At 71.0% G+C, this 23,988-nt stretch carries 19 protein-coding genes; 5 read left to right on the plus strand and 14 right to left on the minus strand.

What is annotated here, in order from left to right:
* Positions 1-1,107: 1,107 nt before the first annotated feature.
* Positions 1,108-2,775 (plus strand): ArnT family glycosyltransferase, encoded by a 1,668-nt coding sequence (locus HUG12_RS00840; RefSeq protein WP_179266959.1) that lies wholly within the window; start codon positions 1,108-1,110, stop codon positions 2,773-2,775.
* 7 nt (positions 2,776-2,782) lie between these two features.
* Here the strand turns inward: HUG12_RS00840 and HUG12_RS00845 are convergent, their stop codons facing one another.
* Together HUG12_RS00845 and HUG12_RS00850 are read right to left on the minus strand one after the other, a co-directional pair.
* A complete protein-coding gene (locus HUG12_RS00845) occupies positions 2,783-3,304 on the minus strand; it encodes a hypothetical protein (protein WP_179266960.1) in 522 nt (173 codons plus the stop codon).
* Between the two features lie 157 nt (positions 3,305-3,461).
* A complete protein-coding gene (locus tag HUG12_RS00850) occupies positions 3,462-4,373 on the minus strand; it encodes a glycosyltransferase family 2 protein (protein ID WP_179266961.1) in 912 nt (303 codons plus the stop codon).
* A 411-nt stretch (positions 4,374-4,784) separates the two neighbouring features.
* Between HUG12_RS00850 and HUG12_RS00855 the strand changes: the two genes are divergently transcribed.
* Positions 4,785-5,753, plus strand: a complete 969-nt coding sequence (locus HUG12_RS00855) for an AAA family ATPase (RefSeq protein ID WP_179266962.1) — start codon at positions 4,785-4,787, stop codon at positions 5,751-5,753.
* Positions 5,754-5,842: 89 nt separating this feature from the next.
* Here the strand turns inward: HUG12_RS00855 and HUG12_RS00860 are convergent, their stop codons facing one another.
* Genes HUG12_RS00860 through HUG12_RS00875 form a run of 4 tightly spaced genes read right to left on the minus strand, consistent with a single transcriptional unit; the run spans position 5,843 to position 9,262 of the window.
* Positions 5,843-6,535, minus strand: a complete 693-nt coding sequence (locus tag HUG12_RS00860) for a DUF7519 family protein (protein ID WP_179266963.1) — start codon at positions 6,533-6,535, stop codon at positions 5,843-5,845.
* On the minus strand, positions 6,532-7,794 hold the full coding sequence (locus HUG12_RS00865) for a DUF58 domain-containing protein (RefSeq protein WP_179266964.1): 1,263 nt from the start codon (positions 7,792-7,794) through the stop codon (positions 6,532-6,534). The genes HUG12_RS00860 and HUG12_RS00865 overlap by 4 nt, the downstream gene beginning before the upstream one ends.
* Entirely contained in the window at positions 7,791-8,390 is a 600-nt protein-coding gene (locus tag HUG12_RS00870) for a DUF7269 family protein (RefSeq protein ID WP_179266965.1), read from the minus strand. Before HUG12_RS00870 ends, HUG12_RS00865 begins: the two co-directional genes overlap by 4 nt.
* Positions 8,387-9,262, minus strand: coding sequence for a DUF4129 domain-containing protein (locus tag HUG12_RS00875; protein ID WP_179266966.1), 876 nt, complete (start codon positions 9,260-9,262; stop codon positions 8,387-8,389). Before HUG12_RS00875 ends, HUG12_RS00870 begins: the two co-directional genes overlap by 4 nt.
* 150 nt (positions 9,263-9,412) lie before the next feature.
* On the opposite strand from HUG12_RS00875, the gene HUG12_RS00880 reads away from it, so the two are divergent.
* On the plus strand, positions 9,413-10,378 hold the full coding sequence (locus HUG12_RS00880) for a hypothetical protein (RefSeq protein ID WP_179266967.1): 966 nt from the start codon (positions 9,413-9,415) through the stop codon (positions 10,376-10,378).
* A 232-nt stretch (positions 10,379-10,610) separates the two neighbouring features.
* On the opposite strand, the gene HUG12_RS00885 is transcribed toward HUG12_RS00880, so the two are convergent.
* The 4 genes from HUG12_RS00885 to HUG12_RS00900 all read right to left on the minus strand — a co-directional run bounded on the left by HUG12_RS00885 (position 10,611) and on the right by HUG12_RS00900 (position 18,683).
* Positions 10,611-12,161: a hypothetical protein gene (locus tag HUG12_RS00885; protein WP_179266968.1), complete on the minus strand. Its 1,551-nt coding sequence runs from the start codon at positions 12,159-12,161 to the stop codon at positions 10,611-10,613.
* A gap of 143 nt (positions 12,162-12,304) precedes the next feature.
* The gene (locus HUG12_RS00890; RefSeq protein ID WP_179266969.1) at positions 12,305-13,951 is read right to left on the minus strand and encodes a hypothetical protein; all 1,647 of its coding nucleotides are present in this window, start codon (positions 13,949-13,951) and stop codon (positions 12,305-12,307) included.
* A 449-nt stretch (positions 13,952-14,400) separates the two neighbouring features.
* Positions 14,401-15,177 carry a helix-turn-helix domain-containing protein gene (locus tag HUG12_RS00895; protein ID WP_179266970.1) on the minus strand — a complete coding sequence of 259 codons (777 nt, stop codon included), beginning with the start codon at positions 15,175-15,177 and terminating at the stop codon, positions 14,401-14,403.
* A gap of 143 nt (positions 15,178-15,320) precedes the next feature.
* Positions 15,321-18,683: a bacterio-opsin activator domain-containing protein gene (locus HUG12_RS00900; RefSeq protein ID WP_179266971.1), complete on the minus strand. Its 3,363-nt coding sequence runs from the start codon at positions 18,681-18,683 to the stop codon at positions 15,321-15,323.
* Between the two features lie 216 nt (positions 18,684-18,899).
* Here HUG12_RS00900 and HUG12_RS00905 point away from each other — a divergent pair, with 216 nt between their 5' ends.
* Both HUG12_RS00905 and HUG12_RS00910 read left to right on the plus strand, forming a co-directional pair.
* Positions 18,900-19,037 (plus strand): hypothetical protein, encoded by a 138-nt coding sequence (locus tag HUG12_RS00905; RefSeq protein ID WP_179266972.1) that lies wholly within the window; start codon positions 18,900-18,902, stop codon positions 19,035-19,037.
* Between the two features lie 3 nt (positions 19,038-19,040).
* Positions 19,041-20,039 (plus strand): glycosyltransferase family 2 protein, encoded by a 999-nt coding sequence (locus tag HUG12_RS00910; protein WP_179266973.1) that lies wholly within the window; start codon positions 19,041-19,043, stop codon positions 20,037-20,039.
* Positions 20,040-20,238: 199 nt separating this feature from the next.
* Here the strand turns inward: HUG12_RS00910 and HUG12_RS00915 are convergent, their stop codons facing one another.
* The 4 genes from HUG12_RS00915 to HUG12_RS00930 form a co-directional block, all read right to left on the minus strand.
* Complete coding sequence (locus tag HUG12_RS00915) at positions 20,239-21,153, minus strand: polysaccharide deacetylase family protein (protein WP_218836380.1); 915 nt, start codon at positions 21,151-21,153, stop codon at positions 20,239-20,241.
* The gene (locus HUG12_RS00920; protein ID WP_179266974.1) at positions 21,150-22,076 is read right to left on the minus strand and encodes a DapH/DapD/GlmU-related protein; all 927 of its coding nucleotides are present in this window, start codon (positions 22,074-22,076) and stop codon (positions 21,150-21,152) included. Before HUG12_RS00920 ends, HUG12_RS00915 begins: the two co-directional genes overlap by 4 nt.
* Positions 22,077-22,142: 66 nt before the next feature.
* Complete coding sequence (locus tag HUG12_RS00925) at positions 22,143-22,727, minus strand: metal-dependent hydrolase (RefSeq protein WP_179266975.1); 585 nt, start codon at positions 22,725-22,727, stop codon at positions 22,143-22,145.
* Between the two features lie 3 nt (positions 22,728-22,730).
* A complete protein-coding gene (locus HUG12_RS00930; protein WP_179266976.1) occupies positions 22,731-23,780 on the minus strand; it encodes a DUF1616 domain-containing protein in 1,050 nt (349 codons plus the stop codon).
* Between the last annotated feature and the right edge of the window lie 208 nt (positions 23,781-23,988).

Raw genomic sequence — 23,988 nt, forward strand, 5'->3', positions numbered from 1 at the left:
ACTACGAGGGCCGCGACGGTTCTCCCGGACCGCCGCGCCGCCCGATCGGGCCCGGTCATGAATCTCTCTACGTAGGGATTCCGATGCGCGCTCAAATAGATTCGCTTTCTCACCCGAGGCCGGCGTTCGGAGGCGGGCCACGGCCGAACGACGTAATATTCGTGCGAACCGGCCCAAAACTGATCGGAACCGCGCGTCGAATCGGTTCGAAGGAGGGCAACGTCCGTATCGAGCCGGCCGAAATCGGCATGAAAACGGAACCACGTGGCTCGAAGTCGGCTGCTTTCGGTCGGCATCTCCTTCCAGGGTGAGCGAGGGACGGTGGCCCGGCGAGTCGGGCGGCCGGCCCGACGCTTCCGCCCGCCTCGGAGAACGGTCAGTTTCTGATTCATTATTTATTCTTGATAGGTAGGTTCGATCTTCCACGTGATCCCGTGAGTTCCGGGGCGCGTGCGGATCGGACGTCCGCCCACGGGATCCGATCGATGCGCGATCCCGGGCGGTTCGATCGGCCGGAACCGTCCGGCCGGTAGCGTGACGATACCGGAGGTCGCCGTTCGATCGGCGGCCCTCGAGGGCACGGATCGCGTACCCGACGCCGACAGTCCGATCGACCACCGCCGACGCTCCCGGGCTTGAACGTCGGCCAGCCCCGACGAACCGGAGACGCCGACGCTGGAGTCGCCAACCGAACTCACCGCCGCAGTAGCCGCGAGTCCGGCGCGAGCGTACTCGACCGGACCGGTCGTGTGGACGGCTCCGTCCCGATCGACCGCTCGGTAGCGCCGCGTCGCGGCGCGCCGTCGCGCTTACATCCCCCATAATAACGTCCGTCGATGCCCGTTCCGTAGGTATGATGCGGCCAAGCGGGAACAAGCTGCCATCCACCCCCGTCCCGGCGGTCGCCGGGGCCGGACCGCTGCGCGACGTGCCCGGTCCAGGTAGCCTCCTCCCCGGACGGACGGTCGACGTCCGGGGTCCCCGCTCGACCGCCGCCCGAACCGACTGGGGGGCGACGACGGGAGGACCGCGAACGCGCCGACTCGACGGCCCGCGCTCGCTCACCTGCCCTCCCAGGGTGATCTCACGTGCGTAAGGTGATCTCACGTGCCTAACGTCGAGGACGCCGACTCCAGGGGCCTCTACCCGGCGATCGGGGGCTCGTTCCCCTCGATCCACGGGCTGTGGGGGCTCGGCATCGCGCTCGGCGTCGGGACGGTCGTCGGGATCAGCTACCTCCTCACGCATCCGTATCCGGCGTACGGCGCCGGGTTGTACCTGCAGATCGCCGAGCAGATCGTGGACAACGGCTACCGCCTCCCGGTCAGCGTCCCCAACTACACGGCCGACGGCGTCCCCTTCGCGTACCCGCCGCTGATGTTCTACGTCAGCGCGGTGTTGATGGACGTCGGCGGGGTCACCCCGCTGGCGCTCAGCCGGTACCTCCCGGTCGTCGTCACGACGCTGTATCTGGTCCCGTACTACTTCCTCTCGCGGGAACTTCTCGACTCGAACCTCGAGGCGACGATCGCGACCACGCTGCTTGCGGTGACGCCGCCGACCCTGCAGTGGCACCTCTCGGCGGGCGGGCTGGTCCGGGCGCCGGCGTTCCTCTTCGCGCTCGCCGGGATCTACGTCGGCGTCAAGCTGTTCAGGTCCGGGTCGGCCCTGCTGCTTTTCCCCGCCACGATCCTGTTCGGCCTCACCGTGCTCACCCACCCCGTGTACACGGTGTTCTTCGTCGTCAGTTACCTGCTCGTCTACGCCGTGCTCGACCGCTCGATCCGCGGGTTGTTCCTGGGGGCGGTCGTCGGGTTCGGCGGGATCGCGCTCGCCGCACCGTGGTGGCTACGGGTGATCTCCATCCACGGCGCCGACGTGTTCACGTCGGCCGCGGGGACGCACTCGGGGCTGCTTGGCGGACCCGGCCGGATTCTCGAGGAGTTCGTGTACACGCTGGCCGGGGACCCGTCCTCAGCGATGTTCTTCGTCCTCGCGTACGCCGGGATGTTCTACGTCCTCGGAACGGGCCGGGTGCTCCTGCCCGCGTGGCTCCTCACGGCCGGGCTGGTGCTCGGGAAACACCGGTTCCAGTTCGTCGCCGGGTCGATGCTGGCCGCGGTGTTGCTGTCCTCGCTGGTGGAGAACGCGGTGCGCGAACGGATCCCCGCTGGAAGCTGGCGCTGGGCCCCGCGCGTGGCGCTCGCCGTCGTCGTCGTCGCGAGCGTCTCGGTCGGGGCGCTGTACGGCGCGGGAGGGCTGGCGATCGGGGGCGCCGACGGGCCCGACCAGCCGCAGTTCATCGACGGCGACGACAGGCGGGCGATGCTGTGGGTGGGCGACCACACGAATCGGTCCGCCGGCTTCGTGGTCCTCGGCGACGTCGCCGAGTGGTTCCCGATGTTCACCGACCGGACCATCCTCGTCGGCCCGTGGGGCGTCGAGTGGACGAGTCCGAAGCAGTACGCCACACAGCTGTCGCTGTACGAGAACGTCTCGACCTGCCCGACCGAACGGTGCGTGACGGAGGCGCTCGGGTCGCGGAACCTCACGCCGGAGTACCTCTACGTGCCGAAGGGGACCTACACCATCCGCGGGGCGGAGTACGAGGGGACCGCCGGACTCCGCCACTCGCTGGTCAGTTCCGACCGGTACCGGCTCGTGTACGAGAACGAGGGGGCTTCCGTCTTCCGCGTCACGAACGAAACCGAGTCGACCGAACTGGTCGACGTTCCGTCGGTCGGAGGTCCGCCGTCGCCCGTCCCTGCACGTTGATCCCGGGTCAGTGCCGGACCGCGTCGAGAACCGCGAGCAGGCCGAACAGCCCGACGATCGAACCGGAGGCGACGGTCGGGGAGACGCGGGCGAGCGGACCGAACGACGTCGCGACGCCCGCGAGCAGCAGCGCCGAGAGGACGACGGCGCCGAGGTAGTAGGCGGCCCAGTCGCCCCGGTCGACGCCCGCGTCGACCGGAATCGCCGCCGACCCCCGGTCGGGGGCCGATCTCCCCTCGAGAACGTACCGGTTCTCGTCGGCCCCGCGGCGGCTGACGAGGCCGCGATCGACGTCGAAGACGATCAGGCCGGCGCCGTCGAGCGCCGGGAGGTCCTCGTCGTGGAGGCGTTCGTGGAGGTCCGCCCACGACTGATCTCGGCCGATGCCGCCCACGGGCGACGGTCCGGCGTCCTCGAGCTCGTCGGCCAGCCGGTCGACGGTCACCGGCGTCTCGATCGCCTCGAGGGTCAGCACGATCCGCTTGCGTCGGTCCGCGATCTCCCCATCGGCGTAGGCCGACTCGCTCATCTCGTCACCCCGTCGCGGCTCCGCGCGGGACGCGGTCGCCCCGCGCGGCTCGGGGCCCGGTCGACAACACGGTTCTCGGCCATCGGTTCGACGATAGCAGGGAAAAAGCATATATGTTGGGGACGGGTCAGGTGTGTCCCGCCCTCGCGTCCCCCGGTCAGCCCGCTCGGTGCTGGAGGCCCGCGACCAGCGAGAGCGCGAGGCCCGGGTACTGTCGCGCGGTGGGGCGGCGCGCCCGGCGGAGGTACCGCATCCCGCGGAGCAGGTTCCCCTCCGAGAGGTGGGCCTTCCCGAGCATGTACCGGTGGGCGCCGACGACGTCGTACCCCTCGGACTGGAGCTCCGACACCGTCTCCGAGAACGCCCGGACGTAGTGCTGGTCGGCCGCCTCGAGGTCCGTCGCCGACGGGTTCCCCGACTTGTGGCGACGGACGAGCGGGGCGTTGACGTAGGCCAGTTTGCCGCGCTGGAGCACGCGGATGAGGAACTCCGAGTCCTGGAAGCGATCGAACGACTCGTCGAAGCCGTCGATGTCCTCCACCACGTCCGAGCGAACGATGAGCGTCGATCCGGCGCTGGTGTGCAGGTCGTCCGAGAGCACGAGTCGGACGAGCTCCTCGCCGCCCTCCGCCCCCTCGGTCACCCTGCGACGCGAGAACAGGTGGGTCGCCAGCTTCCGGACCACGCCCGGTTCCGACTCCGGGACCATCTCGACGCCGCAGTAGGCGGCGACCCAGTCGTCGGAGCGGCGTTCGAGCAGGTCGACCTGCCGTTCGAGTTTACGGGGGAGCCACTCGTCGTCCGAGTCGAGGAACGCCATGTACTCCCCGGAGGCGTGCTCGATCCCGGTGTTCCGCGCCGCGCTCCCCCCCTGGTTCGTCTCGTGCTGGATGAACGTCACGCGGGGGTCGTCGTACGACTCCATCACGGACGCCGTCCCGTCGCTCGACGCGTCGTCGACGACGATCGCCTCGAGGTCGTCGTACGTCTGCGCGAGGACGCTGTCGAGCGTCCGCCGGAGCGGTTCCGCCCGGTTGTACGTCGGGATGATGACGCTGACCGTGGGCATCTGTCTACCGACCACTGGGGACCGGGACACGTTATTATCGGCACGCTAAGGCGGACGGCCCTCGGATTCCGGTTCGACGGGGAGATGACGCGGACGGACGACCGGACGGCGGGGAGCGTCGGGAGAGGACGGCCGAACGGGACGACGGGACCGACGAGGAGGACGACCCGGTGACGCGGACGGGCGACGACGGGAGGGAATCGGCGTCCTCGGACCGGCGTCGACGGGCGGTCCCGTCTTCGACCGACGGTCCCCTCCTCCGAATCGTATAACCGTTCAGGGAGGTCGGAGTACCCATCGATCCGATTATATTTCATCCCGAGGTTCGTCGGTTCGATCCGGCCGAACCGTCCCCCTGACCCGGCGCCTTATCGGGGTCATAATAAACTGCGCGCGCCGGCACCGGTCGGTATGGACGCCGCCGTCGCCCACGAGCACGGGAGCGCAATTCTCGAGGAGATCTCTCGCGCGGTCATCGTCGAGGAGGACGTACTCCGGACCATCCTGACCGGCGTGATGGCCGACGGGCACGTGCTGCTGGAGGACGTGCCGGGCACGGGGAAGACGCTCACCGCTCGCAGTTTCGCGACGGTGCTGGGGCTGTCGTTCAACCGCATCCAGTTCACGCCCGACCTCCTGCCGGCCGACGTCACGGGGACGAACGTGTTCGACGAGGGCGCCGGCGAGTTCGAGTTCAGCGAGGGCCCCCTCTTCGCGAACGTCGTGCTCGCCGACGAGATCAACCGCGCCTCCCCGAAGACGCAGGCGGCGCTGCTGGAGGCGATGGAGGAGGGGCAGGTGACCGTCGACGGCGAGACGTTCCCGCTCCCGGAGCCGTTCTTCGTCATCGCGACCCAGAACCCCGTCGAGCGGGGCGAGGGGACGTTCCCGCTCCCGGAGGCCCAGAAGGACCGGTTCCTCGTCAAGAGCAGCATCGGCTACCCCGACGAGGCGGGCGAACTCGAACTGCTCGACCGCCGCTCGGCGCGCGAGACGTCCGCGCCGACGGTGTCCCGGCGATTGGACCCCGAGGACGTTCGAAGGCTCAGGCGGGCACCCGAGCGGGTGCGCGTCAGCGACGACGTCAAGCAGTACGTCGTGGACGTCGTCCGCGGGACGCGCGAGGACCCGCGGGTCGACGTGGGCGTCTCCCCCCGGGGGTGCCAGCGCCTGTTCGAGGTCGCCAGGGCCCGGGCCGCGGTCGCCGGCCGGGCGTACGTGACGCCCGACGACGTCGGCGACGTCGCCCACCCGGTGCTCGACCACCGGCTGGTGCTGACGGCGGACGCGACGGTGAACGACGTCGAGCGGGCGACGGTGGTGGACGACCTCCTCGAGGAGGTCCACGTGCCGACGGTCGAGCGGAAGCCCGCCCGGTGATCGGCCGACTGGTTCGTCGGACCCGGTCGGTTCGGTCCGCCGGATGCGATCCGGGACGCCGCTTCGAACGCGATCCGGGATGGCCGAGTTCAGCCGTGGAGCGCCCCTGCCAGAAGGAGAACTGACGCGAGAAGCAGCGCCAGCGCCGGCAGCGGGAGGCCGGACGAGCCGACGTCCGAGACGACGGTGCCCGCGCCCACGGCGACGCCGCCCACTAGCAGGCTCCCGGCGCCGTGGGCGGCCTCGAGTCGCCGGGTCGTCGCGCGCCGTCCGAGCTGTTCCCCGACGTTGACGGCGTTCTCGCCTAGGTCCCACGCGAGGAACGTCGCCGCGCCGCAGACGAGCAGCGTCCGGAGCGGCACCGAGCCGAACAGCCCGGCTGCGAGGACCGAGAGCGTGACGCCCGCCGCGCCGAGTTTGAGCAGCCCCCGCGAGCCGGAGCCGCGGAGGGGGGCGAGCGCGAGCGCGAGCGCGAGGAGGCCCGCCATCCCCGGCAGGGAGACGAGCGCCTCGCCGAGGTCGGCGGTCGCCGTCGCGGCGACGGCGAGCGCGCCGACCCAGGCGACGAGGCCGACGAACGCGGCCACGACGCCGAGCGGGCGATGGTCGCGCCGGAACAGGGCGAATCCGCCGGCGAGGACTCCCAGCGTCGCTAGCTGGCCGACCAGGGCCAGTCGCGCGGTCCCGTTCGGGGCGAGCAGCCACACGGTGACGCCCGCGACGAGCACCGAGGCCGTCCCGCTCGGCACGGTCGGGCGCTTGACGGGTTCGACGACGGTCACGGGAGGCCCACCCCCGCGTTCGCGAGCGCCGCCGCCAGCGGCGCCGACGGGTCCCACTCGACGACCGGGACATCCGCCTGCCGGAGCCGCCGGACCCGGTGCGCCCGCTCGACCGTCGCCAGCCGCCGTCCGGTGCTCCCCCGTTCGGTCACCTCGGGCGAGACGACGCTGACGGCGTGACCCTCGGCCTCGAACTCCCGGGCCGCCGCCACGGCGTCGTCGTCACACAGCGGCGAGACGAGGACGACCTGGGCGTTCGGCGGGAGGCGCTGGCGGAGCCGCGAGACCCGCTCGTCCACCGGGGGGTCCCCGTCGGCCGCCGGCGGCCGGGAGGAGAACGCGGGGTGGGTCGCGAGCAGCGACTGGGCCCTCACCCGGTGGTCCCGGCCGGCTCCCGGCGGCAGCCAGCAGTCCGACCGGCCGAGCGCGGCGATGCCGACCCGGTTGCGGTCCTCGAGGGCGGCGACGAGCAACTGCTCGGCGGCCGCGACGCCGGACGCGACAGCGTGGGGTTCGTCGGCCCGGCCCCGGTAGGCGGGCGCGCGCGCGTCCACGAGCACCACGACCGTCGCCGCTCGCTCCTCGCGGAACTCGACCGTGGTGAGCTCCCCCCGCTTCGCGTAGCGGTTCCAGTCGATCCGGCGCATCGAGTCGCCGCGGCGGTACTCCCGGGTGCTGTGGAACTCGATGCCCGTCCCGCCGTGGCTCGCCGGGATCCGCCCGGCCGCGTCGACCGTCTGCGAGCGCAGCGGCGCGGACGCGTCGTCCGCGCTACAGTCGATCTCGGTCTCGTCGGCCAGCGTCGTCTCGGCCTCGCGTGCGCCGCTCACGTCCCGCACCACGACCGTCGCGGGTTCGAACGGGTGGCGCCCCTCCGCGGCCTCCACCTCGTAGGAGAACGTCGCCGCCTCGCCCGCCCGCAGCGCCGTCCCGTGACGCGGCGCGCCGCCGGTGACCGACAGCGACGGCGGGACGCCGTCGACGACCCGGAGGTCCGAGAGCGGCCGGTCGCCGGCGTTCCGGACCGTGACCGTGACCTCGACCCGCTGTCCCCCCGTCGGCGCGGCGTCGCTCACCCGCCGTTCGAGGTCGAGTTCGATCGACGGCGTCGGCGTCGTTCGCGGGTACGCGGCGTACACCACGCCGACCCCCGCGAGCACGAGCAGGCTCGGTCGGTTCGCGACCAGCCCGAGCGCCCCGGCCGCGAGGGTGACGGCGAGGACCCCCCGCCACCGGTTCGTACCGGCGAACTCGGTCACGCCTCACCCCCCGCGTCCGACGCGCGAGCGACGACCTCCTCGGCGGCCCGGCGCGCCCGTCGCTGGGCCGGCGTCTCCCCCCGAAGCGCCGCCCGGAGGAGCGTCGGGAGCGACGCGGACCGGCCCGACGACGACAGGAACGCCGCCGCGTCGGGGTCGTCGGTCCACCGCCCGTCGTCCACCCGCCGCCGGGCCTCCTCGCCGCCACAGCCGGCCGACCGCATCGTCACGTCGACCGCGCACGCGCGAAGGCGCTCGCGGACGGACTCGCGCGCCGACCGGCCGACGACCGGAAGCCCAAACCCGACGCTCCCGACGCGGTCGTCGAACCCGGCGCCCGGTGCCGGGACGGCGACCGGGCGCTCGGGGTCGGGCATCCGCGCCTGTTCGACGTTGCTCGCCCGCCCGGAGACTGCCATCGCGGCCGCCACGACCAGCCCGCCGGCGGCGATGGCCACCAGGAACAGGTAGTCGTTGCCGAGCGCGGCCACGGCGTCGTCGACGAGGTCGGCCGCCGGTCCCTCGCCCGAGCCCAGGACGGCGAGTCCCAGCAGGGCGACGCCGGCGGCCCCCAGCACGACGCGGCGTCGCTTCATTCGCCCCCCTCGCCGCGGTACTGGGCGCGGAACCGCTCGATGCCCTCGCGGGCGCGGGCCAGTCGCCCCTCGGTCACCGGCGCGTCGCCGTAGGTCACCTCCTCGAACGGCTCGGTGACCTGCCTCGCGACCTCGGGGTCGACGCCGGCTTGGACCGCCGCGGCGGCCACATCCCCCGGCGTCGCCGCCAGGTCGTCGTCCAGGTCGAGCCGTCGGGCCATCTCGCACCACGTCCGGGCGACGTCGTTCGACGGCGACGACACGAGCGGGGCTCCCGGACCGCTCGCGCCCCCGTTCCGGGCCGGTCCGAACCGCTCCAGCACCGCCGCGAACAGCGCCTCGAGGCGGCGGGGATGCCGGACCGCCGCCGCCACGACGCCGAGCAGGAGGAGCACGGGCAGGAGCGACGACAGCAGCCCGAGGAGCGCCCGCAGGAGCGCCAGAAGCCGGTCGAAGAGGTTCGACTCGGTCACCGGGCCGGGCTCCTCGTCCCCCTCGGCGGTCGGCGCGGACCGGTCCTCGGACTCCGCGTCGGACCCGCTCTCCTGGGAGCCGTCGTCGGCCGACCCGCCGCTCGTCTCGTCCGACCGCTCGCTCGCCTCGCCCGACTGCTCGCTCCCGTCGCTCGGCTCGCCGGCCGACGGGTCGGAGTCCCCCTCGGCGGACTGCCGGTCCCCCTCCCCGGGCTCCGACTGGAGCTGTTCCTTCAGGCTGCCGACCTCGTCCGAGGGGAGGGGGATCGAGTCCATGTCGAGTTCGATGACGTCGTCGGGAGTCGTGTCGACGGAGGCGTCGAGCGTCGCCGCCGACGTCCCGAGGGCGAACAGACAGCAGAGCGCGAGCGCCGCGGACAGAGCCTGTTCGCCCGTCACGTCGCGTCACCTCGATCACGTGACGGTCGCACCTGGGATGCCAATCTGAACGACGGTTCCCCGTCGGGCACCCTTATTATGGGCACCGTAAGCGCGTGACTATCGGACCGATAATAAACAGGGCGGGGCGTGTCCGCACGAGCGTCCGAAATGACAACCGATAGATGGCGACCGAGACGACGAATCCTCACACTGCTCCTCGTGGGCCTGCTCGTGGTGTCGGCCGGCTGTGCCGGCCTGGGCGGCGACGGCACGTCCACGCCGGACGCGGAGACCGACGCCGCAGAGACCGACGCCGCGACGCCCGACTCGTCGCCGGAGTCGACGACCGACGACGGACACGAGCACACGCACGGGAACGAGACGGAGGGGACGAGTGGGAACGACACGTCGACGAACGCGTCCGCCGAGGCGGACGGGAAGCTGACCGTCGTCGTCGCCGGCGACGAGGTGGCGCTCCAGGAGCAGTCCCAATCCGAGGGCAGCGCCTTCTGGATCGACGTGGACGACCCGCACGCCTGGCACGCCTCCGACGCCGAGCAGCCGGTCGCCGAGGCGCTCTCGACGCTCGGGATCGACGCAGGTCCCGACGAACTCTCCTACGACGGCGAGACCTACAGCGCCGGCGACGACGGCACGTCGATCAACGTCCGCGTCAACGGCGAGGAGGTCGACCCGACCGAGCACACGCTCTCGGACGGCGACGAGGTCTGGGTCACCGTGGAGACGGCCGACATGGACGTCGACACGCCCGGCGAGTACATCAAGGCCGACCAGCAGCACATCCACGGCCCCATCACCTTCGAGGTGGACGGCGAGGAGGTCGACTTCAGCGAGGACAGGTACCAGTCCGGCCACCAGCACTTCCACTTCGAGGGCGGGTCGGGGAACCCCTGGCACGCTCACTCGTACAGCATCACCCTGGAGTGGGCGATGAACACGCTCGAGGGAATCGAGGTGAGCGAGAACTCGGTCACCTACGACGGGACGACCTACGACGGGAGCGACTCGGACACGACCGTCACCATCGAGGTGAACGGCGAGTCGGTCGATCCCTCGGAGTACTTCCTCAAGGACGGTGACTCGGTGAACATCGTCGTGGAGACCGAGGAGTAGGCCTGGCCGGTCCCCGGCAACGACGCGACCGATCGCCGCTTTTTGGAACCGGATGCGGCCGTCGACCGACGACCACCGGCGGCGACGAGGACCGTCACGGGTAGTGGGCGAACCTACGGGTGGTCGGCGAACGGTGGTTCTCGAACCGTCGAGGAGGAGGAGGAGCCGTCACGAAGCGGCAGCGGGGAGCGCCGTCACGCGGTGCGTGGCGTTCGTGGCCCGTCGGAGGGCGTCACCCGTCGGGATGCTCGTTGTCGCGCATGGTGGTGTTCTCCGACCCCTTGTCCCAGACGCCGTTGTACAGTTTGTTGCTGAGGATCTCCGCGTCCTCGGTTCCGTCCAGCAGCTTGAGCGCCTCGTACCCGTCGAGCGACTTCGCCGTCACGCACCGGATGAAGGTCCGGTCGCTCGCGTTGACGATGGGGATGTGGCTGGTCTCGTAGTAGCCCGAGTAGACGTAGCAGTCGTCGCCCCCGATGTAGAGGCCGCGACGGTAGTCGGATCCGGGCTGTTTCACGACGGGACGGCGGAACCGGCACTCGTCGCGCATACACCGGATGGCGTGACGCCCCGACGACCCGCTGGCGTCGCCGGTCACCCGCACCTGGTAGCAGTCGACGACCCCGCCGTCCGACTGGATGTAGATCGCGTGGCCGGCGCCGTCGATCTCGACGTCGGTGTCGTAGATGTCCGTCGGGCCGGAGCCGCTGCGGACGACGATGCCGTGGTTCGTCTCGTCGCCGACGTAGACGGAACTGTTCTGGATGCGGGCCTTCTCGACGTCGCTCATCACGGTGATGGCGTGGCCGTTCGGCACGTCGAGCCGGATCTCGGTGTCGTACACCCAGAGGTGCTTGCCGGCGTCCAGGCGGATCCCCCGCTGGTTCCCGTCCTCCGGGCGGCTGTCGTCGACGACGACCGTCGCCCCCTTGACGTAGCTGTAGTCGCCCGCGATCCTGAGGCTCGCCGAGTTGCTGTTCTTGTAGACGCCGCCCTTCACGACGACCCGGCCGTCCGTTCCGGAGACGTAGAGGCCGTTGTCGGGGAACGCGCCGAGTTCACAGTCGCGGAACCAGAGTTTGCCCTGGTGGCTGCCCGGGACGAGGACGCCCGTCGGGCCGTCCTCGATCGAGCCGATGGTGTTCTCGGAGTACGCCCCGCCGTCGGGCGCGCGGAACCCCTCGACGTAGGAGATCCCGTTCGGATCGAGGACGCTGAACAGCGCCGGGCCGAACGAGCCGATGTCGTGCTGGCCCACGATGTCGATGTCGCGCACGAGCATGTCCTGCTCCACGTACGCCTCGATCGCGCGGAAGCCGCTCTGGTCACGGGTGAAGTCGAAGTCGAACCCCTCGAAGTGTAGTTCGTCGCCCGGCTCGTACGTGACGCCGAGTCGGAAGAGCCGCGTCGGCCCCTCGAAGGACCCCTCCGTGGAACTCCGGCCGTCCATCTCCTCGACGGTGCCGGGGACGATGGTGGCGTCGTCGCCGACGAACCCGACGTGCTCGAAGTCGGTGAACCGGAACTGCTCGGTCATCAGGTACTCGCCCTCCGGGAACTCGATGAGCGTGTCGTCGGCGGCGTGCTCCTCGAGGATCGGGACGATGTTCTCGTCGCCGTTCGGATCGGCGCCCGCCTCGACGATGTCGACCACCTCGTCGTAGTCGCCGGTCGCCGTCGCCGTTCCGATGGCCGAGAGCGATGCGACCCCGCCAGCGATGCCGCCGAGATACGTCCGCCGGTTCAAAACGCGGTTCTCACGTGTACCGTCTCGCTCCGACATGCGTTGGGTACAGAGGGGTTCCTTGCAATAAGACTTTATAGTTATAAAAATGTATTTGGTAAATAACCAGCAAACGTTCAATCAACACGACAGGTCGTGCGGTCGTGGGTGGAACGGGTCGACGTCGACGGCGTGCCCGAGGCTTACAGGAACTCGAGGTTGTCGGTCGTCAGGTCCGTCGTGCCCTTGTCGGTGATCCCGTTGTAGATGGTCGAGTCGGTGACGGTGACGCCGGAGTAGCCGTCGTAGAGCTTCAGGCCGGAGAAGCCGTCGTACGAACGCAGCGTCAGATCGTCGAGCGTGGTGTCGTCCGCGGCGCTGACGATGGGGTGGTGCGTCGCCTCGATGCGGCCCCCGTCGATCGTGCAGTTGTCGCCGAGGACGTCGACGCCGCGCCGGTAGTCGGTGCCGTCCATCTCGATGACGGTGTCGAGGATGACGACGCCCTTGCGGGTGACGCGGATGGAACTCCGCCCGTGGCGGCCCGGACCGCTCCCGGAGATGTTCGTCCGAAGGAGTTTGACCGGCGCGTCGCTCGAGTCGTTGTTCCCCTTGATGGAGATGGCGTTCCCGGTTCCCTCGAACTGGATGTCGCTGTCGAAGAGGTCGACCTCGCCGGCGTCCTTGCTGACGGTGACGGCGTGGTTGGACGAGCCCTCGCCGACGGCGATGGTGGACTCCTGGATGCGGGCGCTCTCGACGTCGTTCTTGACGACGATCGCGTGGCCCGACGGGTCCGAGAGGGTGACGTCCGTGTTGTACACCCAGAGGTGCTTGCCACAGTCCAGACGGATGCCCGGCTGGTTGCGGCCCTCGATCGAGTCGTCGACGACGACCGTCGCGTCCTGGATGTAGCTGTAGTCGGCCATCAGCCGGATGTTCGACGCACAGCTGTTCTTGTAGACGCCGCCCTTCACGACGACCCGCCCGTCGAGGCTCGACGCGTAGAGGCCGTTGTCGGGGAACGAACCGAGTTCACAGTCGCGGAACCAGAGTTTGCCCTGGTGGCTGCCCGGGACGAGGACGCCCGTCGGGCCCTTCCAGATGGTGCCGATGGTGTTCTCGGAGTGCTCCCCGCCGTCGGGCGCGCGGAACCCCTCGACGGTCGCGATGCCGTCCGGGTCGGTGACGCTGAACAGCGCCGGGCCGAACGAGCCGATGTCGTGCTGGCCCACGATGTCGATGTCGCGCACGAGCATGTCTTTCTCCACGTACGCCTCGATCGCGCGGAAGCCGCTGTGCTTCGCCGTGAAGTCGAAGTCGAACCCCTCGAAGAGCAGCTTATCGCCCGGCGAGTAGGTGACGCCGAGACGGAACAGCCGCGTCGGACCGTTGAAGGTGCCCTCCGTGGCGCTCCGACCCTCCATCTCCTCGACGGTGCCGGGGACGATGGTGGCGTCGTTGCCGACGACGCCGAAGTTCTCGTAGCCGGTGAACCGGAACTGCTCGGTCATCAGGTACTCGCCCGGCGGGAACATGAGGAGCGTGTCGTCGGCGGCGTACTCCTTCAGGAGCGGGCAGATGCACTCGTTGGCGTTCGTGTCCGCGCCGGCCTCGCTCATGTCGAGGACGGTGTCGAACCGATCGAAGTACTCCTCGTACCGTTCCGCGGTCGTGGCCGCCTTCACGCCGGGCGATAGCCCGGCCAACGCCGCACCGGTACCGATCGTCGCGAGCCCCTTGAGACACGTCCGCCGGCCCATGCCGGACCGCCGGCTCTCGTCGGACTGCTCGGAATCGCTCTGCTGGTCTGCTGAGTTCGGGACGTCACGTCCCAGTGTGTTCGTCACGATAATCGATAAGTTACCTATTAGGAACTACCTTCGGATGGAACTCTTTCACCTTTAAGTTTGTATCACACACCGTAACAAGGGTATGAAACGGTCTGCAAACGTCCGAAATGGTAATCAACGTTCCTCTAGTAAGACAGTAGATGATCACAAATACGGCGATATCAGCCTCCTCCCAGCCTGACTGACGCGTTCGGGAGGTTCGGAGCGGGGAGCGCCATTCCGCGGGAGAGCACCGGGGAGAGTGACGTTCATCCAACCATTGCACGGCTGAAAGTGTCCGAAACTGGCACCGAACGGGTTCCTCCGGCAGGGTCGACCGTCCGTCTCGGGAGCACGTTCCGCGGGGGCGACGGGACGGTGCGATCGGAAAAGCAGTCGCGGCCCGGTCGTGCCGAGTTCGTGGCGCGCTCGCCCGTTCCGTCCGGCCGTGGCGCGACCCGACCCGGTCAGCTCCCGTCGTCCGAGGAAACGAGTTCGTCCCCGACGAGCCGGGCCGTCGCACGGCGGAGTCGGTGGGACACGGCGGACGTCGAGACGTCCAGTTCGGCCGCCAGTTCCGCCTGGCTGGTCGTCCGCGGAACGTCGAAGTAGCCGAGTCTGTACGCCGTCCGGAGCGTCTCCCGCTGCAGTTCGGTCAGCCCGTTCGTGACGCCGTCGAGGTAGTCGGCCTCGTGGAGGCTGTCGACGCCGAACGAGATCCCGTGCTCCTCACAGAAGGCGCGGAGCGCGATGAGCGAGTCCCGGTCGGGGAACTGGACGTCCGCGCGCCAGCCGTCGTGGATCCCCTCGACCGACAGCGGGCGGGCGCCGAGTTCGAGGCTCGTCGGCGCGAGCAGGACGGCCGACTCCTCGAGGTCGATCCGGTAGATGCTGTGGTCCGGGAACGACCGGACGATCTCGAACGACACGACGCTCGAGTCAGCCTCGAGCGCGGACCGGACCCGGTCCGTCGAACTCCCCGAGATCGAGGCGGCCAGGCTTCGATCGCCGTTCGCGGAGACCGTGTGGTGGTCGGGTCGGATCGACACGTCGGGAAGCGAGCGGAGCGTCTCCGAGAGCGCGAGCGGCCCGCCGGAGAGTCGCGCCTCGGCGAGGATGACGGGCGTGCCCGCGTCGGACGTGGCATCGCCGTCGCCGTCCCCGTCGGGGGAACCGGCGTGGCGCCACCGTTCGCGCCGCTCGCCCGAAGCGTCCTCGGGAGCGGCAGCGTCCGTCGAATCCATGTGAACGACTTCCCGACGACGGGGTATGAGAGTTGTACCAATACACGTAGTGAGTGGTAACTATCCGGACTACGCGTGTGGTGAAATCGGCGTCGCGGGCGGGACGCGGAACGGCGGGACCGGCCGGGGAGGACGGTGGGTCGCTACCTCTCCTCGAGGAGCAACGTGAGCAACTTCCGCTCGGCGACCCGGAGGTGGTTGTTGAACGTCGGCTGGGTGATGCCGAGCCGGTCCGCGATCTCCTCGCCCGTGTTCGCGCGCGGCCACTCGAAGTAGCCGTTCAGGTACGCGGTGCGGAGCACCTCGAGCTGGCGGTCGGTGAGCAGTTCCTCGAGTTCGGCGCCGAACGTCTGCCTGGAGCGGAGCGGGCGCTCCCGGGAGCGCCGCGCGAGCAGCTCCGCGCCCGCGTGCTCGGCCCGGAGGCTCTCGACGAACCCGCGCACGTCCGCCGGCTGGGGGAGTTCGACCCGCAGGCGCGTCTCGCCCCCCGTCGCCGTCAGCTCCCGGATGGCCCCCCCGAAGCCGGTGACGTGGGAGACGATCGTCGGCTCCGCGACCGTGACGACGATGAGGCCGTCGTCCGAGTCCACGACCGAGGAGGCGTGCTCGACGGCGACGGACTCCTCGAGGTACGTCAGCACCGACTCGAGGGGGACGTCGCTCACGGACAGGTACAGCATCGAGGTGCCGTCCGAGTGGGGGACCGCCCCCTCGAACGTCACGCGGCCGCCGACGCCGGCGGCGATCCGGCTCGGCAGGTCGTTCGACTCCGGGATCCGGACGTCGAGTTCGACGACGCTGTCGGAGAGCAACGCCCGCCTGCTCTCCCACGCGTCGAGCCCGTTCGCCGTCGCGGTGGCGACGCCCTCGAACAGTCGGTCGGACGGCTCGTCGAACGCTCCCGGATCGTCCGCACAGACGGTCAACACTCCGTACAGCGTGTCCCCGTGTCGGAGCGGGAGGCTGAGGACCGACCGGTAGCCGCGGTCGAGCAGTTCCCGGCGCCACTGCTCGTTCATCCCCCCGTGAGCGACGTTCGGGACGAGCACCCGGTCGCCGGTCCGCGCCGCCCGGATCGCGGGTTCGGTGCGGTCCTCCCCGAGCACGAGCGAGACGGCGTCGACGTAGCCGCGCTCGGTCCCGGCCCACGCTCGCGGGACGAGCCGCTCGTGGGTCGCGTCGAAGGTCCCGATCCAGGCGAAGTCGAACCGCCCGTCACCGACGAGCTCCTCACAGACCGCCTGCTGGAACTCCTCCCGCGTTCCCGCCCGTGAGCGTGCGCGACCGACGCCCAGAAGCGTGTCGAACGCCCGGTCGAGCCGGTCGAGCCGGTCCGCCCGCGACGAGAGCGCCGTCTCGCGCTCGCGGAGGTCGCCCGCGAGCGCGACCCGGTCGAACGCCGCCTCCGCCATCGCCGCGAGCAGCGACGTCAGTCGTCGCGTCCGCCCGTCGACCGCCTCCTCCCCGGCCGCGTCGACGAGGAGCACCCCGTAGCCGTTCAGGGGGAGGACCACCGACCGCCGGGTCGCTCCCTGGACCGCCCGGTTCGGCTCGACGACCCGCCCGTCGGTGACCGCCGGCTCCCCCCCGACGAACGCCTCCCAGACCGGCGACCCGTCGGCCGGCCCGACCGGCGGCGGCGTCGCCGCGTCGCCGGCCGCGGGCCGGGACGTCGTGACGGGACGGAGGACGTTCCCGTCCTCGTCGAACCGATACACCGTGGCCCGCTCCCGGTCGAGCAGGTCGGTCGCCGCCCGGCCGACGCGCTCACAGACCTCGACGTCCGTCTCCGCGGCCCCCAGTTCGCGGACCGCGTCGGCCAGCGCCGTCAGCGTCCGCTCGTGGCGCTCGCGCTCGGCGACGTCCCGGACCGTGCCGACGACCCCCGCGAACCCGTCCCGGTCCGGGGTCGTCGCCGCGAACCGGGCGGCCACCGGCGTCCGGCCGCCGTCGGCCCGTTCGACGGTCAGTTCCGTCCGGAGGAACCCCCGACCCTCGGTCGTCAGTTCCCGACGGAGCGCGCCCGCGGCGGCACGTGGCCCGTCCGCGATGACGTTCGAGAGGTGCGCGCCGAGGAGTTCCTCGCGGGAGCGACCCGTCACGGCGACGAACTCGTCGTCGACCGCCACGAACCGCATCTCCCCGTCCAGGACGAAGAACCCGCCCTCCTGGGTGGTCGCGACGAGTTCGGACAGGCGCCGTCGCCGCTCCCACGCCGTCCGCTCGGTGACGTCCTCGAACCACACTACCGGACCGGCGTTCGAGGCGTATGCGTGGAGTTCGAACCGCGCACCCGAGGGCGGGTACGCCGCCTCGAGGCTCGCCGGTTCGTCGGTCCCCGAAACCGCCCGGAACTCCCGGCGGAGCCGCGACTCGAAGCCGGCGGGGAACGCGTCGAACAGCGACTCCCCGACCAGTTCCCGTTCGTCGCGACCGAGCAGCGCGGCCGCGCGGTCGTTCAGGGCCGTGAACCGCCACTCCGCGTCGAGTTCGGCGTACCCCAGCGGGGCGCGGTCGACGGCGCGGCGGGAGGCCGACTCGAACCGCTGGCGGGCGAGGGCCGTCGAGAGGGCGGCAGCGACGCCCCGGACGAACGCGACGTCCTCCGACGGGGGCGGTCCCCCGTCGGTCGTGAGGACCTCCAGGACCCCCCACGGCCCGTCCGACGGTCCGACGGGGACGGCCAGGCCGCCGTGGACCTCCCGGTCGGGGCGGAGCGTCGGAACGGCCGACCACTCGCCGGTCGCCCGGTCGGGTTCGACGGCCGGTTCGCCGGACGCGAGCGCGCGGCCGCCGAGGCCGTCGACGCTCGCGGACGCCGTGACCGACCCGTCGGGCTCCTCGGTCCAGCCGACCGCACCCCTGAGTTCGAACGCGTCCTCGCCCAGTTCCAGCGCCGCGACGTACTCCGTGTCGAGCGCGTCGGCGACGACCCGCGTCGCCCGCCCGCAGGCCGTCGTGACGTCCGGCGCCCCGAGCGCGAACCCGCCGAATGCGGCGAGCGCGTCCCACCGCGCCCCCCCGTCGTCGGCGGTTCGCGTCCCTTCGGCGTCCCGTCGTCGGTCGTCGTCGGTCGTCGTCCCGCCGTCGGCGCGGACGATGGCGCCGCGAACCCGCTGCGGGAGCAGCGAGTCGGCCACTCCACCGTCGCCGAGCGTGACCACGTCGGTCGCGCCGGACGTGAGCGCCGCCTCGACGGCCCAGTCCGCGTCCGGCGGCACGACGAGCACGAACGGGAGATCCGGGTACTTCTCGCGGACGACCTGCAGGAGCTGGATGCCGTCCGGGCCCGAGGGCGACTGGGACGCCACGACGCAGTCGAACCCGTCGCCCGCCCCGACCCGATTCAGGGCGTCGGTCTCGTCGCGTTCCGCGACGACGGTCGCGCCCGCGAGCGCGCGTTCGACCGTCGAGGGGTCGAGCCCCCCGTCGGAGCCGGCGACGAGGAGGACGCGGCTGTCGGCGACGGCGGCGTCCTCGCGGCTGCCGACCGTTTCCGACGTCATGCGTCCCCCCGATCACGCTCGCGGTCGCACATGTCGCGGGTCGAGGCGGCCACGGCGCTTACTTATACGGCGAATAAGCCGCCGTCGACCGGGCGGGCGTCGCGGGAGCGTTCGGCCCCGCGGCCCGTCGACGGCCGTTCCGGCGGCTTACCGGTGACATAATAAAACCCGTACGGGGCGAGCCACCGGTAGGCGGCGAGAGCCGCACGAAGACCCATGACACGACGCAAACGTCTCGCGCTGATCGGTATCGCACTCGCACTGTTCCTCGTCCTGCGGCGACGGCGGCGCTCCGGGACGGAGCCGGCCGAGGACGACGAGGAAGGAGAGGCGAAGATCGACGTCACGGTCTGACGGATGTACGAGGGGAAGACGGTCGGCGTCGTCGTTCCGGCCTACAACGAGGAGCAGTTCATCGGGGAGGTCATCGACACCCTCCCGGAGTTCGTCGACCGCGCGTACGTCATCGACGACGCGTCGACCGACGACACGTGGGCGGAGATCGAGGACCACGCGGCCGCGGTCAACCAGGCGGTCCCGGAGGACCCGCCGCTGACCGACGGCGGCGTGGAACTCGACCCGCGGGTCGTCCCCATCCAGCACGAGGAGAACCGGGGCGTCGGCGGCGCCATCAAGACGGGCTACCTGCGGGCGCTCGAGGACGGCGTCGACGTGACGGCGGTGATGGGCGGGGACGGCCAGACCGAACCGGACATCGTCGAGCGCATCGTCGCGCCGGTGGCCGAGGGGAAGGCCGACTACGCGAAGGGCAACCGCCTCCTCGACCGCGACCGGGACGACATGCCCATGTTCCGGCAGGTGGGCAACTTCATGCTCACCTTCCTCACGAAGATCGCGAGCGGCTACTGGAAGATGATGGACCCGCAGAACGGGTCGACGGCGATCTCCCACGAGGCGCTCGAACGGGTCGGCATCGAGGACATGTACGAGGGGTACGGCTACTGCAACGACCTCCTCATCCGGCTGAACACCCGGAACGTGACCGTCGCCGACGTCTCGCGGCGCGCCGTGTACAAGGACGAGACGAGCCACATCGACTACCGGACGTACGTCCCGAAGGTATCGACGATGCTCCTGCGGGGGTTCCTCCGACGGCTCCGGGTGAAGTACTTCGTGAACGACTTCCACCCGCTCCCGCTGTTCTACTATCTCGGGGCGCTGGGCGCCGGGAGCGGCGTGCTCGCGCTCGTCGCGAACGCGGTGCGGCGCGGGCGGGAGGACGGCCCCGCGGGGGGCCTCGCCCTGTTTCTCGTCGGCTGTGTCACGCTGCTTCTGGCGATGGTGTTCGACCTGGAGGAGAACCGGGACCTGGAAGTGCTGCTGTACGACCGGTAACTCCTCTTTCACGTTCCTCCGGTCGCGACGACGACGACGTGGACCCGCGAGCATCAGGCGGATGTTTTCGGCAGTACAGGAGCCGTCCGGTGAACTCGCCCGGCGACGTCGTGGGCGAGTGGCCCGACGGCAGCACGAGAATCGGTCGGTGGCGACGGGGAAACCGGAGACCGAGGACTGCTAGGGGCTCGGGCCGCCGCTACCGCTGCCGCCGTGAGACTGCGACCCGTCCGGACGCCTCGAACTCCCCGAAGTCGCAGAACTCGTCGATGTTGTACTTCTTCTCGACGAACTGCTCCTCCATGAACCGGCGCGTTCGACCGAGCGTGGAGTCCTCGAGCGCCGACAGCCGCTCGACGAAGCTCGCGTCCTCCTCGCCCCAGAGGCCGGGGTGGGTGAGCACCTGCATCCGGTCCGGGAACCCGTCCGCCAGCGGCGGCTCGTCCCGCCATCGCTGGTTGGAGTCGCCCCGGTACGCGACGTCGGTGAAGAACCGCTCCTCGTAGGTGCTCTCGAAGCTCCGGAACGACCGGCGGAAGATCCACTCGGGCGGGCGGTGGAACGAGACGGCGCTCACGGGGTCGCTCGCGACCTCGGCGAGGATGCGCTGTTCGGCCCGGACCCGGTCGACGAGATCCTCCTCCGGCGGCTCGTCGTTCCAGTACTGGTGGGTGCTGAAGTGGAGTCCCACGTCGTGGCCCAGCTCCTCCAGCCGCGAGACGATCTCGCGGTTCGGCTTGTGCTGGACGTTGTAGAACGGCGAGGTGAGCAGGAAGAAGTACGTCGCCTCGACGCCACGCTCGGCCTCCATCCGGGCGGTCCGCAGCGCCCTCCGGGGCGACCAGTCCACGTCGTGGCGGAGGACGAGGTCCCCGGACTCCAGCGGCTCGTGGTACCCCCGGAAGCGGTAGCCGTGCGAGCGCAGGCGGTCGAGGAACTCGCCGTACCAGTCGAACGTGAACGCCACGCCGGACCCGCCCGCGCCGGCGACGGTCGCGTCGGGCGCGCCGTCCCGCCCGGCCGTGCCGCCGTCGGTTTCGGCGGCGTCCGTCGCGTCGGACGCACCGGCCGCGGAGCCGCGGCCCTCCGACCCGTCCGCGTCGGTCCCCGTCACGCCGAATCACCCAGCGGGCGGGCGGGCGACCCGACGACGGTCGTCCCCGCGGGCACGTCCTCCAGCACCGCGGCGTTCATGCCGAGTTCGGCGTCGGCGCCGACGACGACGTCCGTCGCGACCGACACCTGCGGGTGCACGGTGGTCCGCGCGCCGACGGTGGCGCCCCCGGCGAACCCGGAGCCGAACGCGACCGTGACGTCCTCGCCGACCTCGACCTGGTGGGCGAGGTGGACGTTGCCGCTCAGCTTCGCGCCGCGACGGACGACCGTCTCGTCGAACACCGCCCGGTCGATCGAGCAGTTGGCGCCGACCGCGACGTCGTCCTCCAGGACGACCTCGCCGTCGTGTACCTGTCGGGAGAGGGAGTCGTCGTCCGTCCGGGCGAACCCGAACCCCGTCTCCCCGAGGACGGTTCCCGGCCCGATCGAACAGCCGTCGCCGATCGTGACGCAGTCGGCGACGTAGGCGTTCGCGCCGATCCGACAGCGCTCGCCGACCGTCGCGCCCGGTTCGACGACCGCCGACGGGTGGACCGTCGTCTCGGTCACCCCGTCGACGAAGAACTCGTTCGCGGCCTCGACGAACGCCGGCTTCGGGCGCTCGACGCGGACGAGCGTCCGCCCCCGGAGCGCCGGGATCGACCGCCCGCACACGACGACGCCCGCGTCGGACGCCCGGACCGCGTCCGGGTCGTCGTACGTGCAGAACGCGAGGTCGTTCGGCCCGGCGTCCGCGAGGGAGCCGACGCCGGTCACCGTCGCCCCCGGCCCGGTCACCTCCGCGTCGAGGAACGACGCGAGTTCGCCCGCGTCGAGTCCGGTTCCCGTCCCGCCGGGGGCCCGGTCGCCGTCGGTGGCCCGACCACCGTCCGCGGGTCTGTCGCCGTCCGCCGGCCGCCTCGTGCGTGAGTCACCCGTCATGGAATCCCCATCGTCCCACGCTCGGGGCCGCCGGGTCGTTCTTATTGGGCCGTTAAGCGGGCCGGCTCAGGCGTCCGACAGGCGGGCCCGCAGCGCGACGAACAGCGACCGGACGCCCGGCGCCCCGTCGAACACCCACAGCGCCGCCACCGCGAGCAACAGACCGAGGTACGTGAGGAGGAGCGGGAGGTACTCCGGCTGGACGACCTCGTGGAGGTACCGACCGACGTACAGGGAGAACCGGCCGACGAAGCCGCGGTCGGCGCCGTACGCCTCGAAGGAGACGAACGGCCAGAGGAGCCGGTCGAACCCGAGTCCGTCGCCCTTGAGCGCCGGGCTGAGGACGTCGCCGGCGAGGTGGCTCGCGTAGCCGAGCGCGAACGCGACCCCGACGGCGGGCCGGTCGCGGCGCAGGCTCGCCGCGGCGACGACCGCGACGACCGGCACGGAGAACACGATCGAGTGGCCGAGCGCGTAGCCCTGCGGGAAGAGGCCGAGCCCCCACGAGAGCGGCTTGTCGACCAGGTCGGGGAACTGCGTCGCCAGCACGAGCGCGAGCGCCTCGGCGCTTCGCGGCGACCGCTTCCACGCGAGGTGGGCCCACGCCGAGTAGAGCACGTAGCCGAACGCCAGGTGCTCCCAGGGCCACATCGGCTAGCTGCCTCCGCCGCCGTCGACGGAGACCCAGAGCTGGACGTGCCGGTAGGCGTTCTCCCGCGTCGGGTCCTGGGGCGCGTCGCCGCGGTAGAGGAGGTACTGCATGCGGAGGCGCTGGCCGGCGAACGGGGGCTGGGGTCGGTGTTCGATCCGCGCGGTCTCGCCGGGCGCGACCGTCCGGGTCTCGCGCGTGAGCTCCGCCTCCTCGGTCACGGTCGTCCCGTTCGCCGTCTCCTCGACGCGTTGGAGCTCCGCCACGACGGTGTACGACTGCTCCTCGCCCTCGTGGTTCCCGATCGAGACGTACAGGGGCTCGCCGTCACCGCCCGTCGTGAACTCGGTGGGGTAGCCGCTGGCGTCGAACTCGCCGTCGTCGGACTGCGTGACCAGGTAGAGCTCGGTGAACCCCTCCTCCTCCGTCGGGTAGACGTACGCGATGCCGACGCTGCTCACGAGCACGAGGACGCCCGCGACGAGAAAGAGGTTGAGGAGGAGCCCCCGGGCGTTCGTCGCCTCGAACGTCGCCGACCGCGAGAGGTTCCGGTCGTGGACGGTGAACGGGCTCACCGCCGCCCCGAGCAGGTGCGTGAGCGGCGGGACGCCCATCCGCTCGTCGTCCGGGAGTCGGATCCGCCGGACGAACGCCAGCAGCGTGAGCGCGACCGTGAGCGGCGCGAGGACGAGCAGCGTCTGCCGTGCCCCGATGCCGCCGGTCGCGACCGACAGCGCGAGCACGACGGCCGGGACGATGGCGATGCTCGCGGCCACCGAGAGCCCGACCCGGACGGACGGCGGGAGCCCCTCCTCTATCACCCCGGAGGGGACGACCACCCCGTCGTCGCCCGCCCGATTCTCCTTCCGGAGTCGGCGCTCGGGGTAGATCGCGGCGACGAGCGCGTACCCTGGGAGGAACAGCAGTATCGGCGCCACTGCGGCTGTTCTGAGGGGCGATCCGCCGGGGCCCACGAGGACGGTCGCGGAGGCGACCGCCGTGAGCACCAGGACGACGAGCAGGTCGGTGGTCCACCTGCTGGTCCGCGTGTTCATCGCGAACGGCTTGCGGACGGAGAGGTAAAAACCCCCCACTCGCTTGTGCACCGAAACTCCCGAATTCGCGGCTTATAACCCCTCTAAGACCGAGTCTTCGGATTCGGTCGCGGCGCGAGGCGGCGGGCGACCCGGGCTTATCCGCACTATAATAAACCCCCTCACCGCCCGACGGTCCAATCGGCACGCGCTATCCGCGTGTGGCGTC

Source organism: Halorarum salinum (assembly GCF_013402875.1).
Lineage (GTDB): Archaea > Halobacteriota > Halobacteria > Halobacteriales > Haloferacaceae > Halorarum > Halorarum salinum.

Excerpts from the sequence above, each read along its gene's own strand:
- HUG12_RS00845 (WP_179266960.1), bottom strand. The coding sequence starts at position 3,304 with ATGAGCGAGTCGGCCTACGCCGATGGGGAGATCGCGGACCGACGCAAG.
- HUG12_RS00850 (WP_179266961.1), bottom strand. The coding sequence starts at position 4,373 with ATGCCCACGGTCAGCGTCATCATCCCGACGTACAACCGGGCGGAACCG.
- HUG12_RS00855 (WP_179266962.1), top strand. The coding sequence starts at position 4,785 with ATGGACGCCGCCGTCGCCCACGAGCACGGGAGCGCAATTCTCGAGGAG.
- HUG12_RS00870 (WP_179266965.1), bottom strand. The coding sequence starts at position 8,390 with ATGAAGCGACGCCGCGTCGTGCTGGGGGCCGCCGGCGTCGCCCTGCTG.
- HUG12_RS00880 (WP_179266967.1), top strand. The coding sequence starts at position 9,413 with ATGACAACCGATAGATGGCGACCGAGACGACGAATCCTCACACTGCTC.
- HUG12_RS00885 (WP_179266968.1), bottom strand. The coding sequence starts at position 12,161 with ATGTCGGAGCGAGACGGTACACGTGAGAACCGCGTTTTGAACCGGCGG.
- HUG12_RS00895 (WP_179266970.1), bottom strand. The coding sequence starts at position 15,177 with ATGGATTCGACGGACGCTGCCGCTCCCGAGGACGCTTCGGGCGAGCGG.
- HUG12_RS00900 (WP_179266971.1), bottom strand. The coding sequence starts at position 18,683 with ATGACGTCGGAAACGGTCGGCAGCCGCGAGGACGCCGCCGTCGCCGAC.
- HUG12_RS00905 (WP_179266972.1), top strand. The coding sequence starts at position 18,900 with ATGACACGACGCAAACGTCTCGCGCTGATCGGTATCGCACTCGCACTG.
- HUG12_RS00910 (WP_179266973.1), top strand. The coding sequence starts at position 19,041 with ATGTACGAGGGGAAGACGGTCGGCGTCGTCGTTCCGGCCTACAACGAG.
- HUG12_RS00920 (WP_179266974.1), bottom strand. The coding sequence starts at position 22,076 with ATGACGGGTGACTCACGCACGAGGCGGCCGGCGGACGGCGACAGACCC.
- HUG12_RS00925 (WP_179266975.1), bottom strand. The coding sequence starts at position 22,727 with ATGTGGCCCTGGGAGCACCTGGCGTTCGGCTACGTGCTCTACTCGGCG.
- HUG12_RS00930 (WP_179266976.1), bottom strand. The coding sequence starts at position 23,780 with ATGAACACGCGGACCAGCAGGTGGACCACCGACCTGCTCGTCGTCCTG.